The sequence below is a fragment of the Nocardiopsis sp. CA-288880 genome, assembly GCF_050955985.1.
Taxonomy (GTDB): Bacteria; Actinomycetota; Actinomycetes; order Streptosporangiales; family Streptosporangiaceae; genus Nocardiopsis; species Nocardiopsis tropica.
This window is the reverse complement of record NZ_CP192105.1, coordinates 3,253,345-3,279,241: the sequence shown is the minus strand read 5'-3', so window position 1 is coordinate 3,279,241 and position 25,897 is coordinate 3,253,345. Positions and strand designations below refer to the sequence as shown.

The following is a 25,897-nucleotide window of genomic DNA, read 5'->3' as shown; positions in this document are numbered from 1 at the left end:
AACCCCGCGGGCCCGGAGAAGCGATGACGCAGGCATGAGCACCTCTACGACGACCCAGCACCCGACACCCCCCGGCCTCGCCGCCTCCGCGGGCGCCCTCGCCGCGGCCGCGCTCGGCGGGCTGGCCATCGGCGCGCTGACCTCCTTCAGCCAGGGATGGCTGCCCTTCCACCTGAACTCCCTGAGCAACTCCAGCGGTTCCTGGAGCGTGGCGGCGTTCCTCCTCGCCCTGCTGCCCCGGCACCGGTGGGCGGCCGTGACCGCCGCGGCGGCGGCGCTGGCGTGCATGATGCTCGGCTACGACCTGGCCTCGGTCCTGCGCGGCTACCACGCCTCGGCGGGCACCACGGCCTTCTGGCTCATCGCGGCCGTCCTGGTGGGCCCCTTCCTCGGCCTGACGGCCCACTCCCTGCGCTTTCGCACCGGCTTCGCCCCCTGGGGCACGGGCATGCTCAGCGGTGTGCTCATCGGCGAGGGGGTCTACGGGCACCTCGTGATCGCCGAGACCACCTCGGTGGCCTACTGGAGCGTGTCCGTCGCCGCGGGCCTGGCCTTCCTGGTGTGGGCGTGCGCGCGGCGCTTTCCCGCGCGGCGCCCGGTCCTGACCTCGGTGGCCGTCACCGCGGTCGTCGGCGGCGCGTTCGTCGCCGTCTACGGCATGAACCCGATCCAGTGGTTCTGGTTCTGACCGGGGCCGGGCCGTGTTCCGCGGACCGTCCCGGACCCGCGGCCGCCGGGAGGGATGCCCCCTCCCGGCGGCCGCGGGGCCTGCCCCCCGGGGGCGCAGCGCACGGCGGTTCGGCGGGGCGTCCCTCACCCCCGCCGCGGAACACCCCTGCGCATCCCGGCCAGGGGCGAGCGGCGGTCACGGGTGCGCATCCACAGCACCGTCCCTGCCACCACCACCGCACACACGAACCACAGCGGTCCCAGCGCCATGTGGAGCCAGGGGACGTCCTCCACGAACCCCGCCGCCGTCCCCGACTGCATGCTCCCGTAGGAGGGCAGGTAGCGCACGACGTCGCTGTCGGCCGCCGGGTTGGCCACCGGGTTCTGGAGCCCCATGTCGATGATGCTGAGCATGATCACGGCGAACATGCCCTCCAGCTCCCCGCGCAGGGCCACCCCGAGGGCGATCCCGATCCCGCCGAACGCGAGCGCGGCCCCGCACAGCGCCGCCCACAGCGCCACCGGCCGTTCGGGGGACCAGTAGACGGCTGTCACGGCGGTGGCGTAGGCGCACACCACCGCCGTGGCCAGGGCCAGCGCGGTGAGCTTGGCCGCCAGCAGGTGGCCGCGCGGATAGCCCGCCATGACCAGCCTCTGGTCGAAGCCCACCGACCGGAACGTCACGATGAACATCATGAAGCCGACGATGAGCGTGACGGCGTTGACGGCCCCCGAGATCTGGCTGATGTGGTTGCCGTTCACCGTCAGGTGCTCGCCGCTGGCGCGCAGCAGGAACGTGACGTCGCCGTCGGCGATCACCAGGTGGACCAGGGTGATCCACAGCGGCACGAAGCCCAGCACGAGTACCAGGGCCAGGCGGTTGCGCAGGTGCTCGGTGACCGCGAACACCGTCGCGGTCCGGTAGCGTTCCCAGGCCCGACGCACGTTCATCGCCCCTCCCCCGCTCCGGTGGACACCGGTACCGGCCGGCCCTGTTCCAGCCGCCACAGGCGGTCGAAGCGGGTCGTGTCGAAGGCGATGTGGGAGACCACCAGCACCGATCGGCCCCGGTCGCGCAGGCGGGCGGCCAGCTCCCAGAAGCGTTCGTAGGTCTCCCAGTCGAAGCCCTGGTAGGGCTCGTCGAGGAGCAGCAGGGGCGGATCGTGCATGAGGGCCAGGGTGAGGTTGAGCTTCTGCCGGGTCCCCCCGCTGAGGGCGCCCACGCGGTGGCGCCGGTACCCGGTGAACGACAGGAGGTCCATGAGCTCGTGGGCCAGTGCCAGGTCCGGCAGGTCGTAGGCGACCTGGAAGAACCGCAGGTGCTGTTCCACGGTGAAGGACGGGTTGAGGACCGTGTTCTGGGGGCAGTACCCCAGCCGGCCGGCGTAGGCCACGGTGCCCCGGTCCGGCGCCAGCTGTCCGGCGAGGATCCGCAGGAGGGTGGACTTGCCGGAGCCGTTCTCCCCGACCACGCCGCCCAGGCACCCCGGGGGCAGCTCCAGGTCGGCGCCGCCGAGTACGCGGTGGTGTCCGTAGGACTTGTGGACGCCGCGGACGCTCAGCGTGGACGTGGCGGGCGCGGGCACGGGCGTGCCGGCCGTCCCCTGCGGGCCCGGTGACGCGGAACGTACCACGCTCACCACTCCGCGTTCCGGTGGACGGCCCAGGTTCCCAGGGCGTGCAGGCCCAGCGCCGACCAGTTCCGGGGCAGGTCCCCCCGCAACCGGTCCCATCCCTCGGCGACCAGGGCGCGGCACTCGTCCTCGCAGGCCCGCACCGCGCCGCAGGCGATGAGCTCGTCGGCGATCTTCGCGGCCTCCGCCCCGTCCGCCACCCCCTCCCGCACCCGTCCCCACAGCGCGCGTACGCGCTCGGGGGGCAGGAGGGCGACGGCGTGGGCCAGGGGCATCGTCACCTTGCCCTCCCGCAGGTCCTCGGCCCGGAGCTTGGTGGACACCGAGGCCCCGGAGGAGGTGCGCACGCCGACCCCGCTCAGGTCCAGCGCGTCGTCCCCGATCTGAAAGGCCAGGCCCACCTTCTCCCCGTAGGAGCGGACGGCCCGCACCTGCTCCCCGGAGGCCCCGGACAGGAGCGCGGCGATCTCCGCCAGGCCGCGTATGGGCATGGCCGTCTTGAGGAGGTGGGCGGTACGGATCCGCCTCAGGAGGGGGTCGGCCTCACCGGTGCGCACGGCCTCGTCCATCGCGGCGGCGTGGCCGGTGATGTCCAGGGCCTGGCCCGCGTGCCCGACGCGCATGATGCCCATGACGACCCGGTACACGGCCAGGAGCAGGCGCTCGTCCCCGGCCAGGAGCGGGGGCAGCACCTGGTCGACGAGGAAGTAGGCGTCGGTCCCGGCGTTGATCGTCAGCGCCTCCCCGAACACCGTGTGGGCGGCGGGCCGCCCCCTGCGCACGGGCGAGCGGTCCTGGATGTCGTCGATCATGAGGTTGCCCGCCTGGAGCCCCTCGATGACCGCGAGCATGGGCCTGAGCCTTTCGGGGTCGCCCCCGTACAGGTCCACGATCTGCAGCCACAGGTAGGTCCGCATGCCCTTGCCCACGCCGTCCGTGGTGTGGCGGAGCGGTCGGACGAGCGCGGCGTGCAGGTCCTCCACCACGGAGGCGTCGAGCGTCCCGGGGCGCTCCTCCAGTCCCGCGAGGGCGGTCAGGGCGTCCTCGTCCGGGCGGTCGGGGTAGACGTGCCGCAGCTCCTCCCCCACCATCGCCTCCACACCGCGCATGTGGGGCTCGAAGCGCGTGATCCTGCCGACGGGGCGGGACTCCAGGTGTCCGCGTCCGCGGACGGGCACGCCGTCCCGGACGCCCTCGACGTCGGCGTGGGCCACGAGCGTGCCGGTGCCGTGGAGGAGGGCGCGGGACTCCTGGGAGGGGAACCACGCCCGCACCCGCAGGCGCAGTCCGCCGGGGGCCTCGACCACGCACTCGGTGGCGTGGGTGCGCAGGCTGGCCGGGGAGGTCCAGGTCGCGGTGTCGGACACGCTCGCCGCCACCGTCGTGCACTCCCCCTCCGGCGAGTGCAGCACGACCTCCGCCGGTTCGGTGCGGGTCCGCCCCGTGAGCGCGTCCACCCGGCCGCGCCGTGTGGCGGTGACGGTCCACCCGTCGTCCAGGAGCGCGACGGCGCGGGTCCACACGGGGTCGCTGTCGGGGAGGGGCCCGACCGCGTCGCGGGGAGGGCCGGGCAGGACGCGCTCGTACCAGCCGGCGCCGGCGACGGGCCGCTCGCCGTCGGCGTCGTCCCGGGCCCCCTCCACGGCGAGGCGCGGCACGACCAGGGACAACCGTGTGGAGGGGTCGCCGTCCACGGCCGTGTGGGGGGAGGCGGGCGCCCCGGGGGTGAGGCGCAGGCGCCAGGCGCCCCCGTCGCCGCGGAGGTCGAGGAGGAGGTGGTCACCGACGGCGCGCAGGCGGACGGCGCCGCCGTAGTCGAGGTCGAGGCCGTCCCCGGCCGCCGCCACGGGCCCGGGCAGTTCGCGGTCGGGGTACAGGCCGTCGCCGGGCTTGAGGAGGTCCAGCATCGCGGCGCGCACGCTGCGGTCCAGGTGGGGGTCCTTCTCGGCCCCGGCACGCGCCAGGTCGACGAACGCGGTATCGGTCCAGGAGGCGTCGGCACGGCTCCCGGTGTCCCGGCGGCGGACGTGCCAGGTGGCGGCGTGGGCGTGCGCGGGGCCGCCGTCCGCGTCCCCGACCCCGTACCGGGCCAGGTGGACGGTGAGGCCGACCGGGACGCCGCCGTCGTCGAGCCAGGCGACGAACCGCCAGTAGCCCTCGTCGTGGTCCGTCCCCGGCGGGGTGCGCGCGGCGGCTCCGGCGCCCACCCGCCGATCCGTGTCGTCCTCGGGCGTCGTCGCCATGCTCACACGTCTCTCCTCACGGAAGGTCGACAGACCGCTGCTGCATTCCGAACGGACCGTTCTCCCGGGGGGAGCACAAGGCACGGGAACGGAAATCACCCCGCGCCCGGCACTCCGCAATCCGGTCCACACGCGAACCTATCGCGCTGGAGGGATTTTCTTTCCGGTTCCCTTGTAACGGTCCTCCGAACTGCGTTGACCGGCACGACAAAAACACCGATGAGGGAACAACGAGTGGAGCAACTTCCTCTATTTCACAAAAGGGATTTTCGACTCAGGCGCCTTTGGAAATGACTTTGTCCTGATCTTTCTCCGCGGTCGTCGGGAGGGGAGCTTGGACGCGGACGCGGGCGGGCCCTCGTGGGCGGGGCCGGTCCCCGCCCACGAGGGCCCGCGGCGGCGGCCAGCAGCCGGAGCGCGCGGCGAACGCGTCCCCCGGGACCGGCGCGGGGCACCCGGCGAACCGGCCCGGGGGCGGGGGGCCACGCCCCGTGGCGTGTCCCGCCGCTCCGGGCCGGTGTCACCGGGCGGGCCTCACCGGAACGCGGCGGGAAGGGACATGAGGTCGATCCCCCACATGAGCGGCAGCATGTAGAGCGTCCCCGCGACGATGAGGGCGAGGGCGATGACGTTCAGCCAGAACCCGGTCCTGACCATCTCCATGATCGTCACCCGGCCGGTGCCGAACATGATCGCGTTCGGAGGGGTGCCCACCGGGAGCATGAACGCGCAGTTCGCGGCCATCGCGCAGGGGACCATCAGCGCGTAGGGGTGAACGTTCAGCGAGATCGCGAAGGCCGCCATGACGGGGAGGATCATCGTCGCCGTCGCGGCGTTGGAGGTGATCTCCGTCAGGAACAGCACGAGGGCGGTGGCGATGACGATGATCAGGACCACGTCGATCCCGTCGAGCGTGCGCAACTGCTCGCCGATCCACGCGGACAGGCCGGTCTCGACGAACCCCGCGGCGATGGCCAGCCCGCCGCCGAACAGCAGGAGGATCCCCCAGGGGATCTTCTTGGAGTCCTCCCACCGGAGGATCTTCCTCTCCTCGTCGTTGCGCGACGGAAGCGTGAACAGCACCACCGTGGCGACGACGGCGATCACGCCGTCGCTGATGCCCGGGAGGAGGTCGTCCCAGAGGAACGAGCGGGTCACCCACATGAACGCCGCCCCGAGGAAGACGACGAGCACGGCCTTCTCCTCGGCGGACATCCTGCCGAGGGACCTCCTCTCCCCCCGGATGATCTCCTTGCCGCCGGGAAGGTGCTTGAACCGGACCTTGAAGACGACGCCCGTCAGGTAGAACCACGCGAAGGCCAGGAGGACGACGACGATCGGGAGTCCGAACACCATCCATCCGCCGAACGAGATGCTCTCTCCGAAGAGTTCCCCGACGGTCGCCGAGAGAATGGCGAGCGGCGGCGTCCCGATGAGCGTCCCGAGACCGCCGATGGTGGCCGCGTAACCGATGCCGAAGACGATGGACTTCTCGAACTTCGGCAGGTCCGCGGCGAATTCCCCGCCCCGCAGCGAACGGGCGGCCTGGTAGACGACCGCCAGCCCCACGGGGATCATCATCATCGTGGCGGCCGTGTTGGAGACCCACATCGACAGGAAGCCCGTCGCGACCATGAACCCGAGGACGATACGGCGCGGACTCGTACCGATCGCCGCGACGATCGAGAGGGCGATGCGTTGGTGGAGGTTCCACTTCTCCATCGCGATCGCGAGGGAGAAGCCCCCGAGGAACAGGAAGATGATGTCGTTGCCGTACGCCGCGACCACGGCGTCCCCGCCCAGCGCACCGGTCAGCGGCAGGAGCACGATCGGGAGCAGGGACGTGACCGGGATGGGGATCGCCTCCGTGATCCACCAGGTCGCGACCCACAGGGTGGTGGCGAGGACCGCCCGCCCCTCCGGTGAGAGCCCCTCGGGCTCGAAGAACACGAGCGTCGCCGCGAAGAGCAGCGGGCCGAGTACCAGTCCGATGACGCGTGCGGGCGTGTACCCGGGTCCGGGATCGCCGGAGCCCCGGTCCGGTTCCGGGCCCTCCGGGCCGCCGGGGGCCCGCTCGGAGACTCCGCCGCCCCCGGGGGACGACGCCACGGGCTCCGGCCGCAGTGCCTTCCTGCGGCTGGAGAACGTCAGGAGCTCTTTGATCTCGCGGTGCGAGGCCCACAGGTTCCCCCAGAGGGGATACAGGTAGGAGTGTGCCATTGCCGTACCTTCTTCGGTCTCTTGCTCGGCGCGACTTGCTGCTGGGGGGTCGGCGCGGGGGGTACGCGGGTCGACATCGGCCATGAGGGAAAAGGGGGACGTGGGCACTCCGCCGGGGAGCCCAGGGGTCCGTCGTCGGTCATGGGGCCGACTTCGTCGGGGGGCCGCCGCGGGGGCGGTCGTCCGGGCCGCCCCGGGGCGGCAGCGGGCGTCGTCGGGACCGGAGGCCCGCCTCCGCGGACGGTTCGGAGGCCGCCGGTCCCGGCCGGTCAGGCGTGCAGGCCGCGGAGGAGGCGGTGGAACTCCGCCTTGCCCTCGAGCCCGATGCCCGGCAGCTCCCCCGGCGCCACACGGCCGCGGGTGACCACCGCGTCGTCGGTGAAGCCGCCCGTGGGCTGGAACTCCCCGGGGTAGGACTCGTTGCCGCCGAGCTTGAGGGCCGCGGCGATGTGCAGCGAGAACTGGTGCCCGCCGTGCGGGACGCACCGGCGGGAGGACCAGCCGTGCAGGGCGAGCATGTCCAGGACCCGGCGGTACTCCGTCAACCCGTAGCTCAGCGCCGGGTCGACCTGGAGGAAATCGCGGTCCGGGCGCATGCCGCCGTAGCGGATCAGGTTCCGGGCGTCCTGCAGCGAGAACAGGTTCTCGCCGGTCGCGATGGGGTGGCGGTAGTTCTCCGACAGCGTCGCGTTCAGGCCGTAGTCCAGCGGGTCGCCGACCTCCTCGTACCAGAAGAGGCCGTACCGCTCGATGGCCCGGCCGTAGTCCAGCGCGGTCTGCAGGTCGAACTTGCCGTTGACGTCCACCATCAGGCGGGACCCGTCGCCGTCCAGGACGTCGATGACCGCCTCGATGCGCCTGAGGTCCTCGGCCAGGTCGGCGCCGCCGATCTTCATCTTGACGATCTCGTACCCGGCGTCGAGGAAGCCCCTCATCTCGTCCTGCAGGTCCTTCAGGGACTTGCCGGGCGCGTAGTAGCCGCCGGCGGCGTAGACGAAGACGTCCTCGTCCGGGTCGCCGTCACCGTAGTGGTCGGAGATCCACCGGTACAGCGGCACACCCGCGGCCTTGGCGGCGAGGTCGTGCAGCGCCATGTCCACCACGCCGACGGCGACGGAGCGCTCACCGTGTCCGCCGGGCTTCTCGTTGCGCATCATGACGTCCCACGCCGCGGCGGGCGAGAGTTCGCCGTCGCCGTCCAGCAGTTCCTCCGGCGAGGCGTCCTGCAGCCGCGGCAGCATCCGCTCGCCCAGGATGGCCGTGGCGTTGTACCGGCCGTTGGAGTTGAAGCCGTAGCCCACCAGGGGCTCGCCGTCGACCACCACGTCGCTGACAAGCGCGAGGATCGTGCAGTCCATCTTGCTGAAGTCGATGTAGGCGTTGCGCATCGACGAGCTGATGGGGATGGTCCCGACGTGGGCGGAAACGATCTTCATGGCCTTCTTCCTGCCGAACCGGTTCTTATAAGTCCCTTATAAGTTATGCGGAGCCTATACTGACCGAGACGGGGGTCACAAGCCCGCGAGCGAGGATTGTGTGAGAGAGGCCACGATGACCAGCGCCAACGTCTTCTCCAGCAAGGGCGGACTGGCCTACGCGGAGCTGCGCCGCCGCATCACCTCCGGTGAGCTCGCCCCGGGATCACGCCTGTCGCAGTACGAACTGGCGGAGGAGATGGGGATGAGCATCACCCCCCTGCGCGAGGCGATCAGACGGCTGGCCAGCGAGGACTGGGTCGTGATGGACGCCCACCGTGACGTCCGCGTGGCGCCCATGAGCGCCTTCGAGGCGCGCGAGCTGCTGGAGGTCCGCTTCTCGCTGGAACCCTCCGCCACCGAGCTCGCCGCGCTGCGCCGGACGGACCGGGAGATCGCCGCGATGAGGGAGGCGGCCGAAGCCCTGCTGCCGGTCACCCGCAGCTGGGGCGAGGAGGCCATCACGGCGCACCGGGCCTTCCACCGGGCGATCTACGCCGCCTCCCACAACAACGTGATGGTCAGGCTCCTGGACGACCTGTGGGACAAGGCCGACCGGTACCGGCGGATCGGGCTGGAACTGCCCGCGGGCGCCGAGCCGCGCACCATCGACCTGAACCAGCACCACAGGATCCTGGAGCTCGTCGTCGCAGGCGAGGGCGCCGCCGCGGCCGGACTGGTGCGCTCCCACATCCGCAACAGCCTCGGAGCCATGGTCACGGACGCCCTCGAGGGCCGGGAGCGCGCCTACCACCCCATCGCCGGGCGTTCGGCCTGAAGCGCGGGCCGCTCGACCGGCGAGCGGCGCCGGTGACGGGTGGGCCGCTGGCGCCCGCCGGCCTCCTCCGCCCGCACCGCCGACGCGCGTCCCCCGGCGGCCGCGAGGAGGCTCAGCGGGACGGGGGCGCCGCCCCGGAGCGCGTCCGCGCGGGCCGCGCCGGCGTACCGGCGCGGCCGGGGCCGGCCTCCCGCGCGGTGAGGGCGAGTCCGGCGATGAGCACCACCTCCCCCAGGTTGCCCACCGCCAGCGGCGCGGAGGGCGCCGCCGCGGTCGCGAACATGAACACCGCCCCGGCCAGCATCCACGCGCTCCGCGCACGGACCAGCAGCGCGGCGCCGACCAGGATCAGCACGACGACGGCCGCGACGGAGGGGATCGGCACGGAGGACTCGGCGGCGGAGTAGCGCAGCGCGTCCCCCTCCCGGTCGGGGACCAGGGTGTGCCCCACCGCCTCGGTGGCGAGGCCGTGGGCGATGAGCGCCAGCGCCAGGAGCCGGAAGGCGGCGTGGACGGCGCGCCCGCGCGCCCAGCCGAGCCCGAGGTCGCGGGCGGCTCCGACGGCGAAGACGACCAGCAGCGGTGTGACCAGGGCGTGCACGAGGAACCGGGGCAGGTTCAGCGCGTACAGCAGGTCGCCCGCCCCGAGGGTGGAGCCGATCGCGACGATCCCGTTGTCGTAGACCAGTCCGGCGGCGACGAGCGCGACGAGCCAGGTGTGGGCGGAGCGCCGGGTGGCCGCCAGCCACACCAGCCAGAGGGTCAGGCACAGGTGGGCCAGCGCGAACACGGCGAAGACGAGGGAGGTCATCGGCGCCTTTCTATCTCGCTTTCCGAGATGGTAGCAATCCGAGCCTCCGCCTCGCCCCGGGGCCGGACGCCCCGCCCGGCGGCGCACCGGCCCCGGGCCCCGGCCTCAGGCCGGGGCGCCGCCGGGGGCCGCCCCGGGCGCGGAGCTGGGCGCGCCGCCCAGGGCGGCCAGGCACCCCTCGAAGGCCCGGTCGAGCGCGGCAAGGAGGGCGTGCCCCTTGGCCGCCGTGGCCAGCGAGGGCCTGCCGGCCACGCCCGAGGCGGTGTAGGGCGCCAGCCCCACGGTGAGCAGGTGGTCGCGCGGCGGGGTGACGTGGTCGGCGCGCTCGTAGCCCCCGCGGACCAGCTCCGGGGCCGCGTGCAGGAGCACGGAGGTCTCCAGTTCGCCGGCGTGCATGTCGCCGTCGTTGCCGGTGGCCATCCCCGCGGCCGCGCGGGCGGCCTCCCAGTCGCCGGGGCAGGGGAAGAGCGCCATCCGGCCGCCGGACTCCTGGACCGTGTTGGCGAGCACGTGGTTCCCCCCGTGGCCGTTGACCAGGACGAGCCGGGTGTCCCCGAGGGAGGCGGCGATGTCGGTGACGACGGCGTGCAGGGTGGGGGCCGAGATGCTGACGGTGCCGGGCCAGGCCGCGTGCTCGTGGGAGCAGCCGACGGTGACGGGGGGCAGGACGCGCAGCCGGCGGGCGCCGGCGAGGACGCGGGCCAGGACGCAGGCGACGACCGTGTCGGTGACCAGCGGGAGGTGGGGGCCGTGCTGTTCGAGGCTGCCCACGGGCAGCAGCGCCACCCGCGCGGCCCGCTCCCCCTCCTCCGCGCTGGTGGTCAGGGGCAGCAGGGAGCGTACGAGGTCGTCCATGGGCCCAGTATCCCGGCCGTGCGCGGGACCGCCGGAGCGCGGCGCGGCCCTCGGGCGGGTTCGCGGCCGCCCCGCGCGCGACCGTCCCCCGGCCGGGCCCGGCCGGGGGACGGGTCCGCCCTCAGCCGCCGAACGGGGCCTCGACCTCGTCCAGGACCTCGTCGACGACCGTCAGCAGGGCGCGCTCCCCCTCTTCGCTCCACGTGACGACCGCCGTGCGCAGCCCGGCGAGGAACACGGCGACGAGCACCCCGTGGCGCACACCCGGCGGCCCCGCCCTCCCGTCGAGTGCGGCCTCCAGGTCCTGGGCGAGCCGTGCCTGGTTGGCGAGCTGCCGGGCCAGGAGCGAGGGGTGGTCGCGGGCCAGGCGGGCGCGCGCGGCCCATTCGCGGTCCATCGGCCTGTTCCAGGAGGAGTAGAGGGCGCGCACGGCGGCGCGCAGCGCGGACCAGGCGGCCTCCTGCCGCGGCCGTTCGCGCAGGTGGCGCACGAAGGCGTCGATGTAGAGCCGCTCCCCGTGCAGCAGCGCCTCCTCCTTGCACGCGAAGTAGTTGGAGAACGTGCGGCGGGAGATGTTGGCGGCCTCGGCGATGGCCTCGACGGTGACCTGGTCGAACCCGCGCTCGACTGTGAGGCGCACTGCAGCGGTGTGTACCGCTCGTCTCGTCTCGGCCTTTTTACGTTCCCGCAGCCCTGGTGTCCTGTCCACGGTGTTATTCTACATGGAGTGCAAAAATGCCCACCATGCAGTTTTGCCCCCTGAGCAGTCTTCGCGGCCCGTCGAGGCCGCTTCCGTTCTCGCAGAGGTCGTTCTTTGAGCACTAAGCGTTCCCTTACCGACACCGGGCAACCACCGATCATGCGCTCCCTGAGCGGCCTGCTCATAGTGCTCGGCGTGACGATGCTCAGCGGCACCATCGTGTCCGTGGCCCTCCCGCAGATCGTCGGCTCCCTCAACGGGACCCAGGCGCAGTACACCTGGGTGGTGACCGCCACCCTGCTGGCGTCGACGGCCTCCACGCCCGTCTGGGGCAAGCTCGCCGACCTGTTCGACAAGAAGAAGCTGCTCCAGCTGTCGATCGTCCTGTTCGTCGTGTCGTCGCTGCTGGCCGGGTTCGCGCAGACCACCGGCCAGCTGATCGCGTTCCGCGCCGTGCAGGGCCTCGGCATGGGCGCCTCCCAGGTGCTGGTGCAGGTGATCATCGCCTCGCTGGTCAGCCCGAAGGAACGCGGTCGCCTCAACGGCTACATCGGCGGCATCATGGCCGTGGCCACCGTCGGCGGACCGCTGATCGGCGGGGCCATCACCGACATCTCCTGGCTCGGATGGCGCTGGTGCTTCTTCATCGGCGTGCCGTTCATGGTCATCGCCTCCCTCGTGCTGGGCCGCACCCTGAAACTGGCCGACGTCCGCCGCGCCGACGCCAAGGTCGACTACGCCGGGGCCCTGCTGATCGCCTCGGGCGTCAGCACGCTGCTGCTGTGGGTCACCTTCGTCGGCAACGACTTCGCCTGGATCTCCTGGCAGTCCGGCGCCATGGTCGCCGGCAGCGCCGTCCTGCTCGGCCTGGCCGTGTGGGTGGAGTCGCGGGTCTCGCAGCCCGTGATCCCGCTGCACCTGGTGGTGCGCCGGGAGACCGCCATCGCCATCCTGGCCAGCATCGCGGTCGGCATGGCCATGTTCGGCGGCGCCGTCTTCCTCGGCCAGTACTTCCAGCTCGCACGCGGCTACTCGCCCACCGAGGCGGGCCTGCTGACCACCCCGCTCATGCTGGGGGTCCTGGTCTCCTCGACCGTCTCCGGCCGCATGGTGTCCAACTCCGGCCGGGTGAAGCCGTACGTGGTCACCGGCCTGGTCTCCCTGACCCTGGGCTTCCTCCTGCTGTCCACCATCGACGAGACCACCTCGCTGCTCATCGTCTCCGCCGGGATGCTCCTCGTAGGAACCGGCGTGGGCATGTCCATGCAGAACCTGGTCCTCGTGGTGCAGAACTCCGTCCCGCTGAGCGAGCTCGGCGCGGCCAGCGGGGCCATCACCTTCTTCCGCTCCCTGGGCGGCACCATGGGCGTCTCCGTGCTGGGCGCGATCCTGGCCAACCGGGTCGGCACGAACATCTCCGAGGGGCTGGCGGGGGCCGGTGCCGACGCCTCCGCGGCGGCGGGCAGCGGGACGCTGAACCTGGCCGCCATGCCGCCGTTCGTCCGGGAGATCGTGGAGTCGGCGTACGGCTCCTCGACCGGCGACATCTTCCTCGTCGCCACGGGCATCGCCGCGGTGGGCCTCGTGGTGGGCCTCTTCCTGCCCAGGGTGCGCCTCCGCGACACCCTCGACCTGCCCGGCGCCGAGGAGGCCCCGTCGGACGGCGCGACGGGAACCGGCGCCGGGGACCCGTCCGTCGGCGGGAGCGCCGCGAACGCGCCTGCCCCGGCGGACGGGCCGGTCCCGGCCGCCGGGGACGCGCCGGGGACGCGGGTGGTGGCGCGGGGGCAGGCCGCCCGGGTCGTCCGTGCCGCGAAGCGGGAGGACGGGACGGGCTGAGCCAGCCCCTGGAGCCCGGCGCGTCCGCGCGCCGCGGGGGCGCCTCCGCCGGGAACCCTCCCGGCGGAGGCGCCCCCTCTCCGTGCCGGGCCCGAACACCGCACCGCCCCGGGCCGGGCGCGCTCCGGGTCTCCCGCGCACGGGCGGGGTGGACGGCGTCTCCGGCGGAGGCCGGGGAAGGGGCCGCCGGGCCCGGGAGCCGCGCCCGTGGACAGCCCGCCGAACGGCCGTTCCGCTGCGGGCCCGGCCGCCCGTGTGACAGCATGGCGCGCGTCACGTCCGCCTCCACGCCGAAGGACGCCGATGAGCTACGCGGGTCTGGTCCGACCGGTCATCGACCGGGTCCACATGGGGGTGCGCGCCCTCGCGCTCCCCCGGCTGCTCCCCCTCTACGACCGGTGGGGGCGGGAGCCGGGTTTCGAGACGAGCCTGTACGCCGGGCTGCTGGCCCGCCCGATGGGCGCCGCGGCGTTCGCCGCCGCGTCCGTGTACGCCCGCAAGCCCATCGCCCCGGAGATCGCGGACACGGACGCCGACGGGACCCGCGCGCTCACCCCGCTGGGCCGGGAGGTCGCCCTGGCCGTGCAGGAGGTCGTCGGCGCCGCGGCCGAGGAGCTGTGGTCGGTCGGTGTCCCCCCGAACCGCGTGCCCGTGGAGCGGCTGTGCGAGCTGACCGGGCGCCTGCTGGAGGCCGGGGCGGCCACCGGGGGTCCGGCGTTCGGCGCGATGTCCCCGCCGTACGAGCCCGAGGGGGCGGGCGCCGCCCTCGTCCTGACCTCCCGCCTCAGCGCGCTGCGCCACCACCGGGGGGACGCGCACCGTGCCGCGTGGGCGGCGGAGGGCCTGTCCGTCGAGGAGGTCCGGGGGCTGACCGGCGGACCCCTGCGGGAGCGGATCGAGGCGGAGACGAACCGGCGGGACGAGCCCGTCTACGCCGTCCTCTCGGAGGCCGAGCGCTGGGAGTTCGCCTCGGGGCTGGGCTCGCTGCCCGACGGCCTGCGGGGCTGACCCGCCGGGGGCCCGCGCCCCGCAGCGGGTCCGCGCGCGCCCCCGGGAGGGCGGAGGGGAGCGGCCGCCCGCGCGGACTGGGATAATCCTTCGCGCCCCCTTCCTGTCCCCACGTCCGGAAAGCCGACGGAAAGTGCAACCACTCCACCCGACCGATCCCCGGCGCGTCGGCCGCTACCGGCTCACGCACCGCCTGGGCGCGGGCGGTATGGGCCGCGTGTACCTCGCCCTCACCCCCGCCAGCAGGCGGATCGTCGTCAAGGTCGTCCTCACCGAGTACGCCGACGAACCGGACTTCCGGGCCCGGTTCGCCCGCGAGGTCGAGGCCGCCCGCCGCGTGGGCGGGTTCCACACCGCTCCGGTGGTGGACGCCGACCCCGAGGCGGAGTCTCCCTGGATCGCGAGCGCGTTCATCCCCGGCCCCTCCCTGGGCCGGGCGGTGCGCGAGCACGGCCCTCTGCCCGAGCAGGCCCTGCGCGCCCTGGCCGCGGGGCTCACCGAGGGCCTGGAGGCCATCCACGCCTGCGGGCTCATCCACCGCGACCTCAAGCCCGACAACATCATCCTCGCCTCCGACGGCCCGCGGATCATCGACTTCGGTATCGCCCGGGCCCCCGACGCCGCGCGGGTGACCATGACCGGCATGCCGGTGGGCACCCCCTCCTACATGTCCCCCGAGCAGACCGAGGGCGCGGTGGTGGGCCCCTCCTCGGACGTGTTCTCCATGGGGACGGTGCTCGCCTACGCCGCCACCGGCACGAACCCGTTCGCCGCGCCGTCGGTGCCCGCCGTCATCCGGCGGCTCATCGGCCCGCCCCCCGAGCCCGAGGGGGTGCCCGGCCCGCTGCGGGACCTGGTCGCCGCCTGCTGGCGGCACGACCCCGCGGCCCGGCCGGCGCCGGTCGAGATCCTCTCGCTGTTCGGGGACGACGACCTCAGCGGGGCGTGGCCTCCGCCGCACCTGGCCGGCCCCGGGCCGGAGGCCGCTCCCCCGGACACCGGGGTCCCGGCGCCGGGGACCGCGCCTCCCACCGGCTCCCCCGCACCGCTGCCGCCCCCCGACACCGCCGCCCCCGGCACCCGGTCGGACGCGCTCACGGTGCTGGAGGACAGGGCCCGGGCCTCGGCCCAGACGGGGGATCCCGCCGCCGCCCTGCGCGCCTACCGCGCCCTGCTGCTGGAACAGCTGCGCGTGCTGGGTCCGCACCACCACGGCACGCTGTCCACCCGGCGGGAGATCGCGCACTGGACGGGGGCGCGGGGCGACGTGGAGGACGCGCAGCACGGGTACGAGGCGCTGCTGGTGGAGACGGAGCGCGTACTGGGTCCCGACCACCTCGAGACGCTGCGGACCCGGCGGCACGCCGCCCTCCTGGTCGACCGGGTGCACGGGCACGACCGTGCCCTGCGGGTGGCCGCTCCCCTGCTGCGCGACCATGCCCGTGTGCTGGGCGGGGACCACCCCGAGACGCTGGCCCTGCGGTTCAGGGTCGTCCAGTGGGAGGCCTCCGGCGGGGACCGCGCGGGCGCCCTCGCGGCGTTGCGCTCGCTCCTGGACGACATGCTGCGCGTGCTGGGGCCCGAGCACGCCGAGACCCTGCGGTGCCGCGCCTACGTCGCCCACTGGAGCGGTTGGGCCGGGGATCCGCACGGGGCGGTCGGCCAGCTGCTCACGCTGCTCTCGGACCAGGCCCGTGTGCTCGGGCCCGACCACGAGGACACGGACCGGACGCGAGCGCTCCTGGGCGAGTGGCGGAGCGTGACGGGCTCCCCCGACCGGCGCTTCTGAGGGGTCCGGTCCTCCCGCCCGCGCACGCTCCCTCCCGGGGCGCCGGCGCTCCGGGAGGGGCGGTGGCGGGCGCGGCGCACGGGGGTCTTCCCGAGGGCGTGCCGGTGGTCCGGGAGGGGCGGTCGCCCGCCCCTCCCGGGGCACCGCGGCCGACCGCCCCTCCGGCCCCGGGCCGCCCGTGCCCGGACGGGCCGCGCGGGGGCCGTCCCCGGGTCAGAGGGCGCCGTCGCGGACGGCCGTCTCCAGCGTCCGCTCCAGGGTCCGCAGGTACCCGCCCGTGGTGGTCCGCGCCCGGGGCGTGTCGGGGAAGGCCGTGTTGACGTGCAGACCCGAGTGGTTGCGGTAGAACCAGAAGAAGATGCCGTCGCTGTGCGACCCCCACACGTGCCCGCACGCCTTGCGCGCGACGTGGCTCGCCCCTCCCGGGGTCCTCCTGAAGTCGAGGTAGGAGAAGAAGTTGACGGGGTAGGGCCAGCTCCTGGGTTCGGCCCCCTGCTCCGTCATCACCTCCACGGCCCGGTCGAAGGGGACGTTGACGTTCCTCAGCATCGCCAGGAGGGCCGCCCGCACCCGGGAGACGACCTCCCCGAAGTCCCCTCCGCCCGCCACGGAGAACTCGACCGGGAGCGTGTTGACGTACCAGCCCATGCTGCGGGCGTGGGCGACGCGGTTGCGGCGGCTGACGGGGAGGAGCGCGCGGTAGGTTTCCGGTCCCCCCTCCTTCGCCTGGCTGACCGCCACGGCGGCCAGGATCCCGGCGGTGGGCTCGCTGCCCGCGGCCCGGCAGCGGGCCTCCAGCGCGTCGGCCCCGCGCCCGTCCAGCAGCGTGCGCGCCTCGTTGACGACGGGGTGGAGCACGCCCGGCTCGACCCCCAGGTCGAGCGGGAACCTCGGGAACACGGCGCCGTTGCGCTCCACGAACCCCTTCCAGTGGTCCAGCCGGCTGTCGTCGGGGCCGAGTGCCCGGCCGCGGCGGCGCTCCAGAGCGGCGAATTCGCCGTAGCCGCCGGTCTCGGGCAGGTCGACCGGGCGGCCCTCCGAGAACGCCTCGTAGGCGGTGGCGACGTCGTCCACGACGACGGCCGTGGACACGCCGTCCGACACCAGGTGGTCGCAGGCGAAGTACAGGGTCGTGGCCTCCTCCCCGATCATCGCCCCCATGACGAACCAGGGCCCGCGGAGGGTGTCGGTCCCCTGCAGGAACCGGTGCACGTAGTCCCGGGCCTCGGCGGACGTGGCCACGGGGCCCGCGTCGACGGTGTCGAGCTTGACCTCCTCCGGGCCCAGGACGCTGACGTCCAGGCCCTCGGCCGCCCCCTGGAACACCCAGCGCAGCACCTCGTGGCGGCGTACGAGGTGCAGCAGCGCGGCCTCGAGCGCGGCCCGGTCGAGCCGCCCCGGGATCTCGAACGACCCGCCGAGATAGGACGGGCAGGTGATGCCCTCCTGCTCCATGTGCCGGGCGACGGCGAAGTGCTTGTCCTGGATGTAGGAGGCGCGGCGGCGCGGCCGTCCGGGGCCCGTGGCGCCCCCGTGCGTCGGGAAGGCGATCGTCCATTCCACGGCGTACCCGGGCGCGATCCGCAACTCGTCGATGGGAATCTGGAGCACAACGGCCCTTTCCTGTGGTCGGCTGCCTGGTGGCTGGCGCGCGCTGGGCCACCGGGGCCGACAGGAAGTCGAAGGGCCTTGGGAGCGGGCCGTTTCGCCGGGGCAGGGAGATCCGTCGTGCCGAGGGCAGGGCGGCTCACTCGCACCAGGGACGGGGTTCGGTGCTGAACCGCTCATCCTTGCCCAAGATTATAACCATGAGTTACATCACTATTACACATAGTACTTGACGGATGCGTGCGTACCGGTGTTCGCCGCCCGTGTTCGCCGCCCGGCGGCGCGGCCTCTCCGCCGGAGGGTCCGGACGCGCGCCCCGCCCGCGCGGGAGCGGCGGACACGGTGCCGCGCAGAGGCCGGCCGTGCCGCCCGCACCTCCGCCCGCGCGGGAGCGGCGCCACCGCGGGGACCGGGCCGGGAGCCGGACCCGCCCCCGCGCCTGAGCGGGCGGGAACGGCCGCACCGCCCCCGCCCGCGGGCCGCCCCGGGCCCCGCCCCTGGCGGGCGGGGCCCGGGGCGGCCGGGCAGAGGGGCGGCCGGGCAGAGGGGCGGCGGACGGTCCCGGGAGCGGCGCCCTACCCCCGCAGGAGGCGCTCGGCGGCCTGCCACGGCGCGGCGGGTCCGCTCGGCTCGTAGCGGCGCGTCACGGTGGAGTCCGCGACGATCCGGCGCAGATCCGCCAGGCCGCCGTGGACCTCCCCGACCGCCCGGGCCTGCACGAGCAGGTTGCCGACGGCCGCGCCCTCGGCGGGGCCCGCGACGACCGGCAGGCCGACGGCGTCGGCGGTGAGCCGGCACAGCAGGGCGTTGTTGGCCCCCCCGCCCACGACGTGCACCACGTCCACGCGCCTCCCGCTCAGCTCGGAGGCCTGGCGCACGGCCCGCCGGTAGGCCAGCGCGAGGGAGTCGAGGACGCACCGCGTCGTCGCGGCCTCGTCCGCGGGGGGCTCCTGCCCGGTCTGCGCCGCGAACGCGCGGATGCGCGCCGGCATGTCGCCCGGCGGCAGGAACCGGGGGTCGTCCACGTCCACCACGCAGGACAGTGCGGGCACCGCGGCGGCGCGCTCCAGCAGGACGGCCAGGTCGGTCTCTGCGCCCCACACGCGCAGGCACTCCTGGAGCACCCACAGGCCCATGACGTTGCGCAGGTAGCGGACGGTGCCGTCCACGCCGAGCTCGTTGGTGAAGTTGGCGGCCCGGCTCTCCTCGGTGCGGACGGGCGCGTCCAGCTCCACACCGACCAGCGACCACGTCCCCGAGGAGACGTAGGCGAAGTTCGGCGTGGCCGCCGGCACCGCCACGACCGCGGACGCGGTGTCGTGGGAGCCCACCGCCACCAGGGGCGCCCCGGCCGCCGCGCCCACCGCGTCCCGCCGCAACAGGGGGCCGACGACGGTGCCCGGCTCGACCAGGCCCGGCAGCAGTCGGCGCGCCGGGACCCCGAAGGGCCCCTCCAGGACGTCCAGGCACGCGTCGGCCCAGGCGCGCGCGTCCACGTCGACCAGGCCCGTGGTGGAGGCGTTGGTCAGCTCCGCCACCCGCTCCCCCGTCAGCCAGTACCCCAGGAGGTCGGGGATGAGCAGCAGGTCGCCGTCCAGGGCGGCGAGCCGGCCGCCCTCGGACGCGGCCGCCAGCTGGAAGACCGTGTTGAACGGCTGGACCTGGAGGCCGTTGACGGCGTACATCTCGGCGGCGGGCAGGTGCTCGAACACCCGCTCCGGGGCTCCCGCCGTCCGCGCGTCTCGGTAGTGCACCGGGTTGCCGATCAGCGCGGCGTCGCCGTCGAGCAGCCCGTAGTCGACCGCCCAGGAGTCGATGCCCACCGACGCCAGGCCGCCGTGGGGCTCGGCGGCGCGGCGCAACCCCTCCAGGACGCCGCGGTACAGGGACAGGATGTCCCAGTACAGGGTGTCGCGCCCCCGAGCGGGCACCGGGACGGGCCCGTTGGGGAAGCGGGCGACCTCCTCCGTGTGGAGCCGGCCGCCCTCCAGGCGGCCGGTGATGACCCGGCCGCTGGAGGCGCCGAGGTCGACGGCGGCGTGCACGGGCGGGCCCGTCCCGGGGGTGCGGGCGGCGCTCATCGCAGGAACGCGGCGGCCACGCCGCTGTCGACCGGGATGTGCAGGCCGGTGGTGTGCGAGAGCTCCCCGGCGGTCAGGGCGAACACGGCGTTGGCGACGTGCTCGGGCAGCACCTCGCGGCCCAGGATGGTGCGCTGGGCGTAGAACGCCCCCAGGTCCTTCTCCTCGACCCCGTAGACCTTGGCCCGCTGGGCGCCCCAGCCCCCGGCGAAGATCCCGGAGCCGCGCACGACCCCGTCGGGGTTGACCCCGTTGACGCGGATGCCCCGGCCGCCGAGTTCGGCGGCGAGCAGGCGCACCTGGTGGGCCTGGTCGGCCTTGGCCGCGGAGTAGGCGACGTTGTTGGGGCCGGCGAACACGGCGTTCTTGGAGGCGATGTAGACGATGTCGCCGCCCATGCCCTGGGCGGTCATCACCCGGGCGGCCTCGCGGGAGACCAGGAACGAGCCCTTGGCCATGACGTCGTGCTGGAGGTCCCAGTCGCGTTCGGTGGTCTCCAGGAGGGGCTTGGAGACGGACAGGCCGGCGTTGTTGACGACCAGGTCGACGCCGCCGAAGGCCAGGGCGGCCTCGTCGAAGGCCCGCGCGACCGCGTCGGCGTCGCTGACGTCGCAGGCCACGCCGACCGCGACGTCGGCCCCGCCGAGTCCGGCGGCGGCCTCGGCTGCCCGGTCGGCGTCGAGGTCGGCGACGACCACGCACGCGCCCTCGGCCGCGAGCCTGGCGGCGACGGCCCCGCCGATGCCTCCGGCCGCGCCGGTGACGAGGGCGACGCGGGAGGCCAGGGGCTTGGGCCGGGGCAGCCGGGCGAGCTTGGCCTCCTCCAGGGCCCAGTACTCGATGCGGAACTTCTCCGACTCCTCGATGGGGCGGTAGGAGGAGACGGACTCCGCGCCGCGCATCACGTTGACGGCGTTGACGTAGAACTCGCCGGCGACGCGCGCGGTCTTGGCGTCCTTGCCGAAGGAGAACATGCCCACGCCGGGGACCAGCACGATCGCGGGGTCGGCGCCGCGCATGGCGGGGCTGTCGGGGCCCGCGTGGCGCTCGTAGTAGGCGCGGTACTCGTCCCGGTAGGCCGCGTGGAGCTCCTTCAGGCGGGCGACGGCGTCGTCGAGGGGGGCGTCGGCCGGCAGGTCGAGGACCATCGGGCGGACCTTGGTGCGCAGGAAGTGGTCGGGGCAGGAGGTGCCGAGGGCGGCCAGGCGCGGGTGCTCCGCCCCGGCGAGGAAGTCCAGGACCACGTCGGCGTCGGTGAAGCGCCCGACCTGGGGGTGGTCGGTGGAGGCCAGGCCGCGCAGGACGGGGGCCAGGGCGGCGGCCCGCTCGCGGCGCGCGGCGGCGGGCAGCGCGCCGTAGCCGGGCAGGGGCGGTCCGAAGGGCCGGGGGCGCCCGCGTTCGGCGAGGAACGCCTCGGCGGTGCGGATGATCTCCAGGGAGTTGGCCTGGCACTGCTCGCTGGTGTCGGCCCAGGAGGTGATGCCGTGGCCGCCCAGCACCGCGCCGATGGCTCCGGGGTTCTCCTCGGCGATCCGGGCGATGTCCAGGCCCAGCTGGAAGCCGGGCCGCCGCCAGGGCACCCAGACGACGCGGTCGCCGAAGCACTCGCGGGTGAGCCGCTCGCCGTCCTCGGCGGTGGCCAGGGCGATGCCGGAGTCGGGGTGCAGGTGGTCGACGTGGGCGGCACGGACGAGGCCGTGCATGGCGGTGTCGATGGAGGGGGCCGCGCCTCCCCTGCCGAACAGGCAGTGGTCGAAGGCGGCGACCATCTCGTCCTCGCGCTCCTCGCCCGGGTAGACGTCGACGAGGGAGCGCAGCCGGTCCAGGCGCAGGACGGCGAGGCCGTCCTCGGTGAGGGTGCCGAGGTCGCCCCCGGAGCCCTTGACCCACAGGAGTTCGACGGGCCGCCCGGTGACGGGGTCGGTCCGGGTGCCGGCGGCGGAGGTGTTGCCCCCGGCGAAGTTGGTGTTGCGCGGGTCGGCGCCCAGGGCGTTGCTGCGGGCGATGAGCTGGTCGACGACGGAGTCGGGCACGGTGCTGTCTCCCTGAGGGGTGCTGTGGTCGGTGGGTGCGTCCGGCTCGCTCACGCGCCCCACCCGGCCTGGGTCCCGCCCCTGCGCTCGTCGGTGACGCGCTCCATGTAGCCGGAGCGGGCGTGCGCGGCCATGGGGTCGGCGTCGAGCCCCCGGTCCTCGCGCATCTGGGCGAGCATCGGCCGGACGTCGGTGTTGTAGGCGTCCATGAGGGCGGCGTTGGCGGCGAGGACGTCGCCCTCGCGCTGGGCGGCGGCGAGCGCGTCGGCGTCCACGAGCAGGGCCTTGGCGGTGGCCTCCTGCACGTTCATCACCGAGCGGATCTGTCCGGCGATCTTGGGCTCGATGTTGTGGCACTGGTCGAGCATGAACGCGACGCCGGTGTCCTCGGCCGTCCCGCCGCCCCGCACGACCTCGTACATGATGCGGAACAGCTGGAAGGGGTCGGCGGCGCCGACCATGAGGTCGTCGTCGGCGTAGAAGCGGGAGTTGAAGTCGAAGGCGCCGAGCCTGCCGGCCCTGAGCAGGAACGCGACGATGAACTCGATGTTGGTGTGCGCCGCGTGGTGGCCGGTGTCGACGCAGACCACGGCCTTCTCGCCGAGTTCGAGGCAGTGGGCGTAGGCGGTGCCCCAGTCGGGGACGTCGGTGGCGTAGAAGGCGGGCTCGAAGAGCTTGTACTCCAGGAGGAGGCGCTGGTCGTCGCCGATCCGGCCGTAGACCTCCGACAGCGCCTCGGCGAGGCGGTCCTGGCGCGCGCGCAGGTCGTCCTGTCCGGGGTAGTTGGTGCCGTCGGCGAACCACAGCTTGAGGTCGCGGGAGCCGGTGGCGTCCATGACGTCCACACACTCCAGCAGGTGGTCGACCGCCTTGCGGCGGACGGCGGGGTCGGGGTTGGTGACGCTGCCGAGCCGGTAGTCGTCGTCCTGGAAGACGTTGGCGTTGATGGTGCCGATGCCCACGCCCAGGTCGCGTGCGTGGGCGGCGAGCGCGGCGTAGTCGTCGACCCGGTCCCAGGGGATGTGGAGGGCGACCGTGGGGGCGGCGCCGGTGAGCCGGTGCACCTGGGCGGCGTCGGCGATCTTCTCCCAGGGGTCGCGCGGGACCCCCGGCTGCGCGAACACCTTGAACCGGGTGCCGGAGTTGCCGAAGGCCCAGGAGGGGAGTTCGATGTGCTGGCGCCGCAGGACGGCCAGGGCGTCGGCGCGGCGGTCGGAGGGTGCTGCCACGGTGGGCTCCGTTCGGGGGACCTGCCGGTCGGACCGGCGTCATTGAATCGTTTCACTCAGGTTTCGCTGAAACTACCTCCAGCTCTTCTCGTGTGTCAATATCCCTCAAGCGCACAGCGCATGACGTGCGCACATGTGGTCTTGAAACGTTTTATAGCCAGAGACGCCGAGACGACGGCGGCGGCCCGGACCCCGTGGTCCGGGCCGCCGGGACTGTGCGGGCGGGCGGCGGGCGGCGGCTCAGGCGCCGAGGGCCATCCGGACGCCGAGGGTCAGCATGAGGGCGGCGATGAGCGCGTCCAGGACCCGCCAGGCCCCGGGACGCGCGAAGAGGGGGCGCAGCAGCCGCGCGCCGAACCCCAGGGCGAAGAACCACGTGAAGCTCCCCGTGACCGCGCCGACCGCCCACCACCAGCGGGCGTCGCCGGCCTGCTGGTTGGCGAGCGAGCCGAGGAGGACGACCGTGTCCAGGTACACGTGCGGGTTGAGCCAGGTGAGCACCAGCGCCGTCGCCACGGCCGCCCTCCGGCCGTCCCGGGCCGCGCCGCCGACCACGAGCGCCCCCGGCCGCAGTGCGCGGCGCACCGCGATCAGCCCGTAGGCGACGAGGAACCCCGCGCCGAGGAACCGGACGGCGGTGACCAGGCCGGGGGCGGCCCCGAGGACCGCGCCGACGCCGAGGACCCCGGCGGTGATGAGCAGTGCGTCGGACAGGGCGCAGACCAGCACCACGGGGAGGACCGTGCCCGGGCGGCCGTCGATGCCGACGCGCAGGACGTAGGCGTTCTGCGCGCCGATGGCCACGATGAGCGCGAGTCCGGTGCCGAATCCGAGCAGGGCGGGGAGGAGTGTCTCGTTCACCGTCAGAACGCTAGGGCGAGGTGGGCGTGCAGTAAAGCTAAAGTTTCTCAGGACCATGAAGAGAGGCTTAAGATGCCGTTCCAGTTCGACCACCTGCGCACCCTCACGACCCTGGTCGACGAGGGCACCTTCGAGGCGGCCGCGCGGCGGCTGCACGTGACCGCCTCGGCGGTGTCCCAGCGGGTGCGGGCGATGGAGCAGAGCACGGGGAAGGTCCTGGTGCAGCGGACGAACCCGGTGCGGACCACCGCGGCCGGGGACGTGGTCCTGCGCTACGCGCGCCAGGTCCTGCTCCTGGACGCGGACACCGCCGCCGAGCTGCGCCTGGGCGGCGGGGACGGTCCGGGGGGCGGGGCCGAACCGGTGTCGGTGCCGCTGGCGGTGAACGCCGACAGCCTGTCCACCTGGTTCCTGGACGCGCTGGCGGAGGCGCCCCCGGAACCGGGCACGGTGTTCGAGATCCACCGGGAGGACGAGGAGCACACCACGTCGCTGCTGCGGTCGGGGACGGTGATGGCGGCGGTCACCTCGACCCCGGAGGCGGTCCAGGGGTGCGCGGTGGCGGGACTCGGCGCGATGCGCTACCGGGCGGTGTGCAGCCCGGAGTTCAACGCGCGCCACCTGGGCGGGCGCGCGGACCCGGAGCTGCTGCCCCGGGCTCCGGTGGTCAACTTCGACCGCAGGGACGACCTCCAGGACCGGTTCGTACGGGAGACGACGGGGCGGGAGCCGTCGGGCCCGCGGCACTACATCCCGGCGTCGGAGGACTTCGCCCGGACGGTGCTGCTGGGGTTCGGGTGGGGCGTGGTGCCCGAGTCGCAGTGCGTCGCGGACATCGGGGCCGGGCGGCTCGTGGAACTGGCCCCGGGGCACCCGGTGGACGTACGGCTGTACTGGCAGCGGTGGAACCTGAGGTCGCCCGTGCTGGACCGGATCTCCGAGGTCGTCCGCGCGGGCGCGGCGGCCCGCCTCCACCCCTTCTGACCCGGTCCCCGGCCCCTGGGCCGGAGAGGGGTCCTGCCGGGGGGCGGTCCGGACTCCCCGGCCGCGGGGCCGCCGGCGTCCGGCCCGGCCTCGGGACGCGGCCGCCCCGGCCGGACGCGGCTCAGCCCCCGGGACCGCGCGTCTCGGGCACGGGCCAGAAGAAGCTCTCCAGGAGGTCGTGCAGCCGGAGCCGCTCGGGGTCGATCCGGTCGCGGCCGTACGCGTCCAGGAACCTCTCGGCCGAGGCGGGTCCGAACTGGGGGTTCATGTGGCTGCGCAGGCTCCGTGCCATGTCCGCGACGTCGGAGTGCGGGTCCGCCGTGCCCGCGCGGCCGACGTCCACGAACCCGGTCCCGCCGGACTCCGCGACGAGCACGTTGGGCAGGCAGAAGTCGCCGTGGGAGACCGCGGGCCCGCCGTCGCCGAGGGCCTCGGCCGCGCTCTCCAGCTCCGGCAGCACGGCCGCGGCCGGAGGGCCCTTCCTGCCGGCGATCTCCCACGACCTGTCGACCAGTCCGGACGCGACGCGCGCGCGGACCTCCGGGAGCACCGACGACAGGGACCGGTCGAAGGGGGCGTCGTCCGCGGCCGTCGCGTGGAGCTCCCGGGCGGCGCGGGCGATCCGGTCCACGACGGGGCCCCGTTCCCCCACGGGCCAGGGGTCGGACGCCGGACGGCCGGGAAGCGCCCGCGTCGCGAGCCAGGACCCGCCGTCGTCGGCGCCGGCGCCCAGGACCTCGGGGACCGGAACTCCCAGCCGGGCCAGCCACTCCAGGCGTGCGGTCTCCGCCGCGAGCTCGCCGGCGAGGCGGCCCCGCGCGTCGTCGACCAGCTTGACGAACGCGACCGGCCGTCCCCGGGCGTCGAGCAGGCGCAGGACCCTCGCGCCCGAGAGGCCGAGTCCGACGGTCTCCCGCCGGACGGCGCCCGTCGCGTGTTCGACGGCCCTCACCGCGTCGGTCATGGACCCGATCGTAGATTCGGGGGCGGCCCCGCGCCAACCGCGCCGGCGGCGGGGCTCCGGGCCCGGCGGCTCCTGACGCCCCGGCCCGCGCGATGTGGTGGCCGGGAGCGGGCCCG

General features: G+C 74.3%; 20 protein-coding genes. 6 read left to right on the top strand and 14 right to left on the bottom strand.

Going from position 1 to position 25,897, the window contains the following annotated elements:
* Positions 1 to 34 precede the first annotated feature (34 nt).
* Positions 35 to 688: a DUF6518 family protein gene (locus ACQPYD_RS13985; RefSeq protein WP_433701424.1), complete on the top strand. Its 654-nt coding sequence runs from the start codon at positions 35 to 37 to the stop codon at positions 686 to 688.
* A gap of 125 nt (positions 689 to 813) precedes the next feature.
* On the opposite strand, the gene ACQPYD_RS13980 is transcribed toward ACQPYD_RS13985, so the two are convergent.
* The 5 genes from ACQPYD_RS13980 to ACQPYD_RS13960 form a co-directional block, all read right to left on the bottom strand.
* Positions 814 to 1,620 (bottom strand): ABC transporter permease, encoded by an 807-nt coding sequence (locus tag ACQPYD_RS13980; protein WP_433701423.1) that lies wholly within the window; start codon positions 1,618 to 1,620, stop codon positions 814 to 816.
* Positions 1,617 to 2,309, bottom strand: coding sequence for an ABC transporter ATP-binding protein (locus ACQPYD_RS13975; RefSeq protein WP_433701422.1), 693 nt, complete (start codon positions 2,307 to 2,309; stop codon positions 1,617 to 1,619). Before ACQPYD_RS13975 ends, ACQPYD_RS13980 begins: the two co-directional genes overlap by 4 nt.
* The gene (locus tag ACQPYD_RS13970; protein WP_433702044.1) at positions 2,306 to 4,546 is read right to left on the bottom strand and encodes a polyprenyl synthetase family protein; all 2,241 of its coding nucleotides are present in this window, start codon (positions 4,544 to 4,546) and stop codon (positions 2,306 to 2,308) included. Before ACQPYD_RS13970 ends, ACQPYD_RS13975 begins: the two co-directional genes overlap by 4 nt.
* A gap of 534 nt (positions 4,547 to 5,080) precedes the next feature.
* On the bottom strand, positions 5,081 to 6,766 hold the full coding sequence (locus ACQPYD_RS13965) for an SLC13 family permease (RefSeq protein WP_433701421.1): 1,686 nt from the start codon (positions 6,764 to 6,766) through the stop codon (positions 5,081 to 5,083).
* A gap of 269 nt (positions 6,767 to 7,035) precedes the next feature.
* Positions 7,036 to 8,202, bottom strand: coding sequence for an enolase C-terminal domain-like protein (locus ACQPYD_RS13960; RefSeq protein ID WP_330159214.1), 1,167 nt, complete (start codon positions 8,200 to 8,202; stop codon positions 7,036 to 7,038).
* Positions 8,203 to 8,317: 115 nt separating this feature from the next.
* On the opposite strand from ACQPYD_RS13960, the gene ACQPYD_RS13955 reads away from it, so the two are divergent.
* Positions 8,318 to 9,019 (top strand): GntR family transcriptional regulator, encoded by a 702-nt coding sequence (locus ACQPYD_RS13955; RefSeq protein ID WP_433701420.1) that lies wholly within the window; start codon positions 8,318 to 8,320, stop codon positions 9,017 to 9,019.
* A gap of 112 nt (positions 9,020 to 9,131) precedes the next feature.
* On the opposite strand, the gene ACQPYD_RS13950 is transcribed toward ACQPYD_RS13955, so the two are convergent.
* The 3 genes from ACQPYD_RS13950 to ACQPYD_RS13940 all read right to left on the bottom strand — a co-directional run bounded on the left by ACQPYD_RS13950 (position 9,132) and on the right by ACQPYD_RS13940 (position 11,325).
* A complete protein-coding gene (locus ACQPYD_RS13950; RefSeq protein WP_433701419.1) occupies positions 9,132 to 9,830 on the bottom strand; it encodes a hypothetical protein in 699 nt (232 codons plus the stop codon).
* 105 nt (positions 9,831 to 9,935) lie between these two features.
* A complete protein-coding gene (locus ACQPYD_RS13945) occupies positions 9,936 to 10,685 on the bottom strand; it encodes a creatininase family protein (protein WP_433701418.1) in 750 nt (249 codons plus the stop codon).
* 121 nt (positions 10,686 to 10,806) lie between these two features.
* Positions 10,807 to 11,325: a TetR family transcriptional regulator gene (locus ACQPYD_RS13940; protein ID WP_433701417.1), complete on the bottom strand. Its 519-nt coding sequence runs from the start codon at positions 11,323 to 11,325 to the stop codon at positions 10,807 to 10,809.
* Between the two features lie 219 nt (positions 11,326 to 11,544).
* On the opposite strand from ACQPYD_RS13940, the gene ACQPYD_RS13935 reads away from it, so the two are divergent.
* The 3 genes from ACQPYD_RS13935 to ACQPYD_RS13925 all read left to right on the top strand — a co-directional run bounded on the left by ACQPYD_RS13935 (position 11,545) and on the right by ACQPYD_RS13925 (position 16,021).
* Positions 11,545 to 13,224, top strand: coding sequence for an MDR family MFS transporter (locus ACQPYD_RS13935; protein ID WP_433701416.1), 1,680 nt, complete (start codon positions 11,545 to 11,547; stop codon positions 13,222 to 13,224).
* Positions 13,225 to 13,527: 303 nt separating this feature from the next.
* Positions 13,528 to 14,232: a hypothetical protein gene (locus ACQPYD_RS13930; RefSeq protein WP_433701415.1), complete on the top strand. Its 705-nt coding sequence runs from the start codon at positions 13,528 to 13,530 to the stop codon at positions 14,230 to 14,232.
* A 133-nt stretch (positions 14,233 to 14,365) separates the two neighbouring features.
* Positions 14,366 to 16,021 carry a protein kinase domain-containing protein gene (locus ACQPYD_RS13925; protein WP_433701414.1) on the top strand — a complete coding sequence of 552 codons (1,656 nt, stop codon included), beginning with the start codon at positions 14,366 to 14,368 and terminating at the stop codon, positions 16,019 to 16,021.
* A gap of 213 nt (positions 16,022 to 16,234) precedes the next feature.
* On the opposite strand, the gene ACQPYD_RS13920 is transcribed toward ACQPYD_RS13925, so the two are convergent.
* The 5 genes from ACQPYD_RS13920 to ACQPYD_RS13900 all read right to left on the bottom strand — a co-directional run bounded on the left by ACQPYD_RS13920 (position 16,235) and on the right by ACQPYD_RS13900 (position 23,833).
* Positions 16,235 to 17,632, bottom strand: coding sequence for a condensation domain-containing protein (locus ACQPYD_RS13920; protein WP_433701413.1), 1,398 nt, complete (start codon positions 17,630 to 17,632; stop codon positions 16,235 to 16,237).
* Positions 17,633 to 18,204: 572 nt separating this feature from the next.
* Positions 18,205 to 19,710, bottom strand: a complete 1,506-nt coding sequence (locus ACQPYD_RS13915; protein ID WP_433701412.1) for a rhamnulokinase — start codon at positions 19,708 to 19,710, stop codon at positions 18,205 to 18,207.
* The gene (locus ACQPYD_RS13910) at positions 19,707 to 21,806 is read right to left on the bottom strand and encodes a bifunctional aldolase/short-chain dehydrogenase (RefSeq protein WP_433701411.1); all 2,100 of its coding nucleotides are present in this window, start codon (positions 21,804 to 21,806) and stop codon (positions 19,707 to 19,709) included. Before ACQPYD_RS13910 ends, ACQPYD_RS13915 begins: the two co-directional genes overlap by 4 nt.
* Positions 21,794 to 22,972 (bottom strand): L-rhamnose isomerase, encoded by a 1,179-nt coding sequence (gene rhaI, locus ACQPYD_RS13905; RefSeq protein ID WP_433701410.1) that lies wholly within the window; start codon positions 22,970 to 22,972, stop codon positions 21,794 to 21,796. Before rhaI ends, ACQPYD_RS13910 begins: the two co-directional genes overlap by 13 nt.
* A 240-nt stretch (positions 22,973 to 23,212) precedes the next feature.
* Positions 23,213 to 23,833: a LysE/ArgO family amino acid transporter gene (locus ACQPYD_RS13900; RefSeq protein WP_433701409.1), complete on the bottom strand. Its 621-nt coding sequence runs from the start codon at positions 23,831 to 23,833 to the stop codon at positions 23,213 to 23,215.
* Positions 23,834 to 23,905: 72 nt separating this feature from the next.
* Between ACQPYD_RS13900 and ACQPYD_RS13895 the strand changes: the two genes are divergently transcribed.
* Positions 23,906 to 24,817 (top strand): LysR family transcriptional regulator ArgP, encoded by a 912-nt coding sequence (locus ACQPYD_RS13895; RefSeq protein WP_433701408.1) that lies wholly within the window; start codon positions 23,906 to 23,908, stop codon positions 24,815 to 24,817.
* Positions 24,818 to 24,938: 121 nt separating this feature from the next.
* Here the strand turns inward: ACQPYD_RS13895 and ACQPYD_RS13890 are convergent, their stop codons facing one another.
* The gene (locus ACQPYD_RS13890) at positions 24,939 to 25,781 is read right to left on the bottom strand and encodes an aminoglycoside 3'-phosphotransferase (protein ID WP_433701407.1); all 843 of its coding nucleotides are present in this window, start codon (positions 25,779 to 25,781) and stop codon (positions 24,939 to 24,941) included.
* Between the last annotated feature and the right edge of the window lie 116 nt (positions 25,782 to 25,897).